9 protein-coding genes and 1 tRNA gene are annotated in these 7,658 nt (G+C 42.5%); 9 read left to right on the forward strand and 1 reads right to left on the reverse strand.

The features are described from left to right. Window positions 1–246: 246 nt before the first annotated feature. The 8 genes from FC15_RS06235 to FC15_RS06270 all read left to right on the forward strand — a co-directional run bounded on the left by FC15_RS06235 (window position 247) and on the right by FC15_RS06270 (window position 5,238). Window positions 247–855 (forward strand): hypothetical protein, encoded by a 609-nt coding sequence (locus FC15_RS06235; RefSeq protein WP_057824973.1) that lies wholly within the window; start codon window positions 247–249, stop codon window positions 853–855. Between the two features lie 50 nt (window positions 856–905). Further along, window positions 906–1,211, forward strand: a complete 306-nt coding sequence (locus FC15_RS06240; protein ID WP_057824976.1) for a hypothetical protein — start codon at window positions 906–908, stop codon at window positions 1,209–1,211. Between the two features lie 187 nt (window positions 1,212–1,398). Beyond that, window positions 1,399–1,623 carry a hypothetical protein gene (locus FC15_RS06245; protein WP_057824978.1) on the forward strand — a complete coding sequence of 75 codons (225 nt, stop codon included), beginning with the start codon at window positions 1,399–1,401 and terminating at the stop codon, window positions 1,621–1,623. Continuing rightward, the gene (locus FC15_RS06250; protein WP_057824979.1) at window positions 1,623–1,871 is read left to right on the forward strand and encodes a hypothetical protein; all 249 of its coding nucleotides are present in this window, start codon (window positions 1,623–1,625) and stop codon (window positions 1,869–1,871) included. Before FC15_RS06245 ends, FC15_RS06250 begins: the two co-directional genes overlap by 1 nt. Next, window positions 1,868–2,281 carry a DUF3284 domain-containing protein gene (locus FC15_RS06255; RefSeq protein WP_057824981.1) on the forward strand — a complete coding sequence of 138 codons (414 nt, stop codon included), beginning with the start codon at window positions 1,868–1,870 and terminating at the stop codon, window positions 2,279–2,281. Before FC15_RS06250 ends, FC15_RS06255 begins: the two co-directional genes overlap by 4 nt. Before the next feature lie 73 nt (window positions 2,282–2,354). Further along, window positions 2,355–3,809 (forward strand): glycoside hydrolase family 1 protein, encoded by a 1,455-nt coding sequence (locus FC15_RS06260; protein WP_057824983.1) that lies wholly within the window; start codon window positions 2,355–2,357, stop codon window positions 3,807–3,809. Continuing rightward, the gene (locus FC15_RS06265) at window positions 3,809–5,005 is read left to right on the forward strand and encodes a GNAT family N-acetyltransferase (RefSeq protein ID WP_057824985.1); all 1,197 of its coding nucleotides are present in this window, start codon (window positions 3,809–3,811) and stop codon (window positions 5,003–5,005) included. The genes FC15_RS06260 and FC15_RS06265 overlap by 1 nt, the downstream gene beginning before the upstream one ends. Window positions 5,006–5,164: 159 nt before the next feature. Continuing rightward, window positions 5,165–5,238 (forward strand) — tRNA-Arg (locus tag FC15_RS06270). A 745-nt stretch (window positions 5,239–5,983) separates the two neighbouring features. On the opposite strand, the gene FC15_RS06275 is transcribed toward FC15_RS06270, so the two are convergent. Then, window positions 5,984–6,283, reverse strand: a complete 300-nt coding sequence (locus FC15_RS06275) for a TDT family transporter (RefSeq protein ID WP_057824987.1) — start codon at window positions 6,281–6,283, stop codon at window positions 5,984–5,986. Window positions 6,284–6,404: 121 nt separating this feature from the next. Between FC15_RS06275 and FC15_RS06280 the strand changes: the two genes are divergently transcribed. After that, window positions 6,405–7,241 (forward strand): LysR family transcriptional regulator, encoded by an 837-nt coding sequence (locus FC15_RS06280; RefSeq protein WP_057824990.1) that lies wholly within the window; start codon window positions 6,405–6,407, stop codon window positions 7,239–7,241. Window positions 7,242–7,658: the final 417 nt, after the last annotated feature.

A 7,658-nucleotide genomic window follows, 5' to 3' on the forward strand; every position in this document is an offset into this window, starting at 1 on the left:
ACTATAAGAATAGGTCTTCATGGCCTTTTTGGTCTAGTCATTTAGGTGTTGCACTTTAATTTTAAATCCGGTCATTTTAAAATAATGTGAATAAAGTATATAAAAACGCTTTCTATTTTAAAATGGGGGTATGATGAGGCATTGATTGTTCATAAAATCGTTTAATTAAAGAACAGCTCTGTTCTGAATTGGTTTCAAAACGTTGGGATACTAAAAATATCGAGCAAGCAGAAAGGAAGCATCATCATGTTAAAACAATCTAAGGGGTCACTCACCTATCAACAAGAAGCTAGTCAACGCGGACAGGCATTTACTAATGCCTTATCATTGGATACGTTGGACAAGGCGTTGGTTAGTCAAGCTTTTATTCCATTAATGATTGTAATTGGAGAAAAAGACTCACCAACATCGATGTATGGTGGGCAGGAAAATTATTTGACGTTACATTTCAATGCCAATCGATTGATTTTTACCTCCTACCAAGCTAAGCCACGTGGCGAAGAAAAAAATATTGACTTTCCCCAGGGCTATAACGTGGATATTAAAGTCATTAAACGGCCGGCTTTCTATATTTCTCATCCTACTGTTGAAATTTATGTTTGTTTGGTTATCAGCCAGGGAGATCGAGAGTATCGCTTCTTATGGTTAGACTTTCCCAAGCTGAATGAGTTGTTGGCAGATTTTGATGCACAGGGAATTCACTACACCATTCCCGAAGCTTATGCGGCGGTTTTCGCCGAGCATGACCCTGCTAAATTGGGCCAGCTGATTGCGAGGGACGATCAGTTTGAATCGAAGCTGTTGCCAGGATTACCACCAACAACGCAGCCACATCCACTGGTGAATGAAGATTAGTTTGGTACTGGATGTGTTGCATGCGCATGTTTTAATAGGGGTAGCCACTAATGGGAAATGATTCGATTTCAACAGTAACTTTAGAGGATCTTCGTGATGATAACGGGGCGTATCCGCCGCTAAAGCGAACTTTTACATCTGTTCAGACCGGCTTAATGATACTAGGTATTCCAACATTAACACTTTATGGAATCGGCGTAGTTTTGATTCTGGTGGGATTAGTATTGCATTGGTTGAGTCCTAAGTTTCGGGTACGCGATTTGGACAATCAACGGGTGTATTTTCTTTCAAGAGAAGATTACCGGAAGTATAAGCAGATTTCTGAGAAGGCAATGCAAATTCATACGCGTCACTGATCTTATTCAGCCAGAACTAATGATTTTGACGTTGACTTTGGAAGATTTTTCAATAAAGTGATAAAGGATAAGAAAACGTCATCAAATACAAAATTTATATCTAAATATCCGGCCATTAGTTGCATTTTCTACGACTAATGGCTTATTCTATATATGTGTACAAATCAATAATAAAGGGGTTACAGTAATGATTTTTTTAAACGCACCAATTATGCAGGACAAAATTATTGATTTTATGAATTCGTATAATGAAAATGGCTTAACATTTAAGCTCAAGAGTAAGAACGGTATGAAGCTTGTTTTCGAAACAAATGCCGAAGATTTGGAAGCGGCTGCAAAGGCCGCTAAGAATGCTATCCATGCACAACCATGGGGTACCGTACTTTACTTCCAAGCTGGAGTTGAGAAGTAATGACGACAAATGGTCTCTTTCTAATGGCGGTTGGTTTTTACATTATCATGCTGAGTGGTCGTAACCAGAAGGTCGGCACTGGGCTTGATGTCTACTTATTGACACTCGGGGTATTCTTCGTTGGTCTCGGGTTCTATTTCTTCCGCCGTGGAAAGAAACGGGACAAGGCAAAGAAGGCAGATGCTGAGCAGTCTACTGATCAGCATAAATTGCAACAAGTCAATACAAAGAAGGGAACCAGAAAGTGAAAATCCAAGAAGTTTTGAATATTCCCGCGAGTTTCTTTTACCATAAGGTGATTGATTCGGTTCTGTACGATATTAAAGCGCAGACAGGTGAGACACTCACCGAAGATCAGCTGGAGAATTATTCTTATGTCAAGCAGTTTACTAAGACAACTTCGGCAAGATTGACTGTCACGAAGTTGGTTCCCAATGAGGCGTATTATTACAAGACGAGTACCACTCAGAGTGAGTTCAACGTCAAGTATGACATCCAAGCCTTGTCTGATCATAAAATCAAAGTCATCTACCAAGAAGATATCGCTTCACAAGGCTTTATGCGTCAAATGAACGATATGCTTGTGGGGACAATCATGGGTTTTGTGCGGAGTCGCAATTTCAAGAAGATGTTGAAGCAGATTGAGCAATCCTATTAAGGGTACTCGTATCTACCGATTCTTATTTTAGAATTAAGGTTCAGTTCGGAAAAATAACAGAAGAAGGTTGAACATGGAACATAAACAGTTAAAAGCTTTCCCCAAGGATTTCTTGTGGGGTTCTGCGTCTGCTGCCTACCAAATTGAAGGCGCTTATCGCGAAGGTGGTAAAGGGCTCTCCGTTTGGGATAAGTTTGTCCGCATTCCTGGCAAAACTTATGAAGGCACCAATGGTGATGTCGCTGTCGATCATTACCATCGCTATCAGGAAGATGTCGAATTAATGGCCAAAGCTGGCTTGAAAGCTTATCGGTTCTCAATTGCTTGGTCACGGATTTTCCCAGAAGGTAACGGTAAAGTCAATGAAGAGGGCGTCAAATTCTATGATGATTTGATCAACGACTTGATTGCGCACAATATCGAGCCAGTTGTTACGATTTATCATTGGGATCTCCCTCAAGCGTTGCAAGATGCTTATCAAGGTTGGGAGTCACGCAAGATTATCGATGATTTCGTTAATTATGCAAAGACGTTGTTTGAAGCCTATGGCGATCGCGTTAAGTATTGGGTCACACTGAACGAACAGAATGTCTTCATGCAACATGGCTATTTAATGGCGAGTCATCCACCAGCAGTCACAGATCCTAAGCGGATGTACGCCGCAAATCATATCGGCAACTTAGCGAATGCTGCTGCAACGAAGTATTTCCACGAGCATCATTTCCAAGGTAAAATCGGTGCCAGCTTCGCCTATAGTCCTAACTATGCGGTGGATGCAGATCCTGAGAACCAATTGGCTGCGGACAATGCTGAACAGATGAATGCTTATTACTGGATGGATGTTTATGCTTATGGCCGTTATCCTGACGTTGTGCGTCAATGGCAGATCGAACAAGGCATCGCACCAGAAATTAAGCCAGAAGACACTGAACTCTTAGAGGATCCACATTCTCGCCCTGACTTCATGGGACTGAATTATTATCAGACCAATACGGTTCAAGCTAATCCATTAAAAGATGGCGTTGGTTTGGCTGCAGAAAACACGTCAGGCAAAAAAGGCACCGCACAGGAATCCGGTATCCCTGGAGCCTTCAAGTCTGCTGAGAACGAACATTTACAAAAGACTGACTGGGATTGGAACATTGATCCAATCGGGTTGCGGATTGCGTTACGTCGAATCAACAGTCGCTATCATTTGCCTGTTCTGATCACAGAAAACGGATTGGGTGCTTTTGACACGCTTGAAGCCGATCATGAAATTCATGATGATTATCGGATTCACTTCTTACGTGAACATGTCAAGGCAATTCACGATGCAATCAGCGATGGCGTTCAGGTGATTGGCTACACGACTTGGAGCTTCACTGACTTACTCAGCTGGTTGAATGGTTATCGCAAACGTTATGGCTTCGTCTACGTTAATCGCGATGAGGAGAGTGAGAAGGATCTTGCGCGTTATCCTAAGGACAGCTTCTACTGGTACAAGCAGGTCATTGCAACTAACGGTGAAGATTTAGGAGAGAAATAATGGCACGCGTGGTAGAAATTGCGCATGATGATGTGCCATTGTTGACGGCATATTTCGAGCTCTGTGTCTATGGCTTTAATAAAGTCAACGATGAGGGCAGCCGGACGAAATGGTTCAATCTAGCCATGCATAGCCATAATTTTGTCTTGCTTGACGATCAGGACCATGTCCAAAGTGGTATTATGGTCACTAACTTACCGGTCAACTGGCATGGTCAAATATTCAAGATGGGTGCAGTTGGCTACGTCGCCAGTTATCCTGAATTTGGTGGACACGGCGCAATTACGCAGCTGATGAAGCGTGCGAGTGAACAAATGGTAAAAGATGAGGTTCTATTCTCTTATTTAGCGCCATTCTCGTACACCTTTTATCGGCGCTTTGGTTATGAAGAAATTTTTGACCGCGTTCATTATCAAGTGCAAGCCTCAGAATTTCCTCGACTCCCTAAGAATCTTGGCGGCTCGGTTGCGCGCGCCGACTATTTAACGGCGATTGAGCAGATGAATGAGATGTATGATCGAAGTCGTCAGAGCCAAGTCGGTGGGGTGACGCGCGCCGACTGGTGGCATCAATATCGCTTTAGCAAGCACCCACAGCTAGAAGTTGCATTTTCTTACGATGATGCGCAAGAGCCGGATGGCTATGTCTTGTATGAACGTTTTGCAGGTGATCGTTTTGAGATTATCGAATTGATGCCATTAACAGTGATGAGTGCTTATCGACTTTTGAATTTCGTCTCGAAGCATGCGAGTGCCTATCCGAAGTTCGTTTACGAGAGCGCTAATCAGCAGTTAATGAATGACCTGATTCCTGAAGCTTATCAACTACAAACGACCATTCAACCCTATATGATGGCACGTGTAAATAGTTGGGCTCAATTGGTCGATCAATGGCATTTCAGTGGTGACTTAGCACAACCGGTGACGCTACACCTCACTGACGACTTTTTGCCTGAAAACGACGGTTATTGGCGACTCAGCGTTGTTGGAGGTAAGGGCCACTTGGAAACTATTGGCGAGCAAGACGTCGACCTAACGATTGACACGCGTCAGTTGACGAAGGCTCTGACCGGCTATCGAACACTACAGCAGTTAGCCAGAACTGGTCAGATTACCGATGCCCATGCTGAGGCACTTGCTGCATTACAAGGTGCTTTCGGCAGTGCGGACAAGCCAATGCTCTGGGATTATTTCTAGATTGATTACCGATCCCTATCATTGGCGAGCGGACATGACTTTCACACCACAACTTGTCAGACAGATGCGAACGGGTTATGATAAGACAGTTGTTTAAAAAATCAAGCTGATCAAAATAGCGATGTGTAAGCCGATTATAGGTTACGCATCGCTACTCATGGCCCCGTAGCTCAGCTGGATAGAGCAACGGTTTCCTAAACCGTAGGTCATCAGTTCAAATCTGATCGGGGTCATTTGAATCAATCATTTTTAGTTGGTCATAAACTTGAAAAATCGCCTCACTGTTGAAATTTAAACAGTGGGGCGATTTTTAGGTCCATTGAATTAATGTGTCGCTTCAACTTTATCTTTCACAGGCGTTGGCTGAGCTGTACTGTGGAAGAAATGGACGTATCGACCAAGGGCGTAAAGGACAATGATTGCCGCTAAGACGAGTTCGACAATCGAGAGTGTTGATAAGAGTGGGGAGGCAATTACTTTGATACTGACAAGCTTGACTGCGGTTGCGGAGATGACAAGCGGGAAGGTAAACGCGGCGTAACTTGGGTAGAACTTAAGCTTCAGCAGTTTCGGAAGTCGTGTGAGGACGAGGAGATAGAGCCCTTGGGCAATAATAAGTAATGTGAATGTGAGTGATTGGCTAGGATGATTAGTTGTCGATAGATAGCCGGTGAGTAGAAGTCAACATGGGGCCGCAAAGATGGTCAAGAGAGGCCAAGTCGCTTGTTCAGCCAGCTTATATTTGAAGATACGGTAAAAAACGACAGGCAATAATGCGGCGTATAAACCCAAACCAATCCAGAAGACTCAGACACCAAATTGTGGATTGAAACTCGGATAAGTAACGGGGATCACGCCGATACCAATGAAGGTCACGAACCAACTTGGCAAGATGCTTTGAACTTGAAATGGTTGATCAAAAATGAAGTGTTTAATGAAATAACCCATCAAGATGAAGTGAATGATGATTGCGAGGACCTAAACGGTGAAGGCGAGCTGATGCCAACCCCACAGTTCAAAATAAGTGCTGATGACCATCCAGCTCATCGAAAAAGTGGGTGCGACGGATGCAACGACTGGGCTTTTAAGTTCTTCGATAATTTGGCGAGGATGTCTAACCAGTTTGCCACAAAGGATCAGCATTAGAGCCATGCCCATGAAGCCGAAAAGATAGGCGACGGGTAATTTTCCAAAAGTTTTAAATAGGTTGCCGATAGATACCGGTCCTAAGATCAGACCACAGATAGGAATTGGAATATTGCGAATGACTTTTTTCATAGGTTTTCTCCTTGCCTTTTTGATTTGATAATTTTATTATAAAGGCAAAGTTATTATTTATAAAATAAATTAAATTAATGATTTTAATAAATAAAATTTATTAAATTAGAAGAGGCCACCGATGCTTAAATTGCTTGAAACTTTTATCTCTGTCTACGAGACTCACAGCTTCTCATTAACTGCCCAGTATCTATTTGCGAGTCAACCAACGATATCCAATCAGATCAAGAGTCTCGAAAAAGAGATTGGTCAGCGTTTATTCATTCGTGATAAGCGACAGGCGGTGATTCCAACGTCAGCGGCTAAATATCTCTATCCCTATGCGCAAAAGGCAGTCAATCAGTGGTTAAATACCAAGACACATCTTGCTGCGATGAACAGCGAGGCGCATCTCGTTACGATTAAGTTTGGTCTTTCGCAGACGGTGGCGGATGTGTTTTTTCCAAAGGTATTCATGCCGTTACAAATGGTTTATCCGCAAGTGAACTGGCAATTAGTCGTTGATAATTCCGAAGCAATCTTGAAAAAAATCAAGACCAAGAATGTCAACCTCGCGATTATTGAAAAACCATTGATCACTGAAGGGGTTGAACGCGTTAGCTTGGTTCAAGATGAGCTTGTTCATGCCGGAGATCCCAATTCGCCGGTCTGGCTAGACCGTGAACCTGGATCTGGTGTGGTTTATTTTGCACACCGATATCGGCAAGACCATAATATTAAACCGCAACGGATCACTGTGATCAATAACAATGATATGATTCTGCGCTTGTTACAATTAGGATATGGTCAATCGGTGATTTCTAAGCAGAATGTGCCTGAAGGCGTTGAAACCCACAGCATTGGGCCAGATTACATTCGGGAGTTCTATGGCTTAATGCATCAGGATGAAAAAGAAATGACGGTTCAACAAATCTATCGTCAGATCCAGAATTGGCAGGAATTATTGCGCCATCAGTAGCAGGGAATACGCGAATGTTGATGATGAATAATCAGTCAGATCCGCTGAAAAAGAAAATAGATACAAATAGCGCTCAGCATCACTAAGACAATGGTGAGGAAGGCAAAAAGTTTACGGGTTCTGGATTGGGACCAGTTCATCCACAACAAACTTGCAGAAAAACAGCTGAGGATAATTAAACAACCACTTGCTAATAATAAGGGATAACTCATCATAACTCCTTTGCTGATGTTCAAATCATTAATCGAACAGGGCTTACTGTGTCTTATTTTAACACAATTCGGCGCTACGAAAATTGAACGACATTCACAACTGAATTTTTGAGCCTTGATCAATGACTGATTAATTTCAAAAAAATTATCCCCGAATTGTCAAATCAAGTGCAACACTACTGATCTATTCTTATAAATTGGTATA

Origin of the sequence: Lapidilactobacillus concavus DSM 17758, assembly GCF_001435835.1 — a bacterium.
GTDB lineage: Bacteria > Bacillota > Bacilli > Lactobacillales > Lactobacillaceae > Lapidilactobacillus > Lapidilactobacillus concavus.

Coding starts and splice junctions, on each gene's coding strand:
- FC15_RS06245 (WP_057824978.1), top strand. CDS start 1,399: ATGATTTTTTTAAACGCACCAATTATGCAGGACAAAATTATTGATTTT.
- FC15_RS06275 (WP_057824987.1), bottom strand. CDS start 6,283: ATGAAAAAAGTCATTCGCAATATTCCAATTCCTATCTGTGGTCTGATC.
- FC15_RS06280 (WP_057824990.1), top strand. CDS start 6,405: ATGCTTAAATTGCTTGAAACTTTTATCTCTGTCTACGAGACTCACAGC.
- FC15_RS06250 (WP_057824979.1), top strand. CDS start 1,623: ATGACGACAAATGGTCTCTTTCTAATGGCGGTTGGTTTTTACATTATC.
- FC15_RS06235 (WP_057824973.1), top strand. CDS start 247: ATGTTAAAACAATCTAAGGGGTCACTCACCTATCAACAAGAAGCTAGT.
- FC15_RS06265 (WP_057824985.1), top strand. CDS start 3,809: ATGGCACGCGTGGTAGAAATTGCGCATGATGATGTGCCATTGTTGACG.
- FC15_RS06240 (WP_057824976.1), top strand. CDS start 906: ATGGGAAATGATTCGATTTCAACAGTAACTTTAGAGGATCTTCGTGAT.
- FC15_RS06260 (WP_057824983.1), top strand. CDS start 2,355: ATGGAACATAAACAGTTAAAAGCTTTCCCCAAGGATTTCTTGTGGGGT.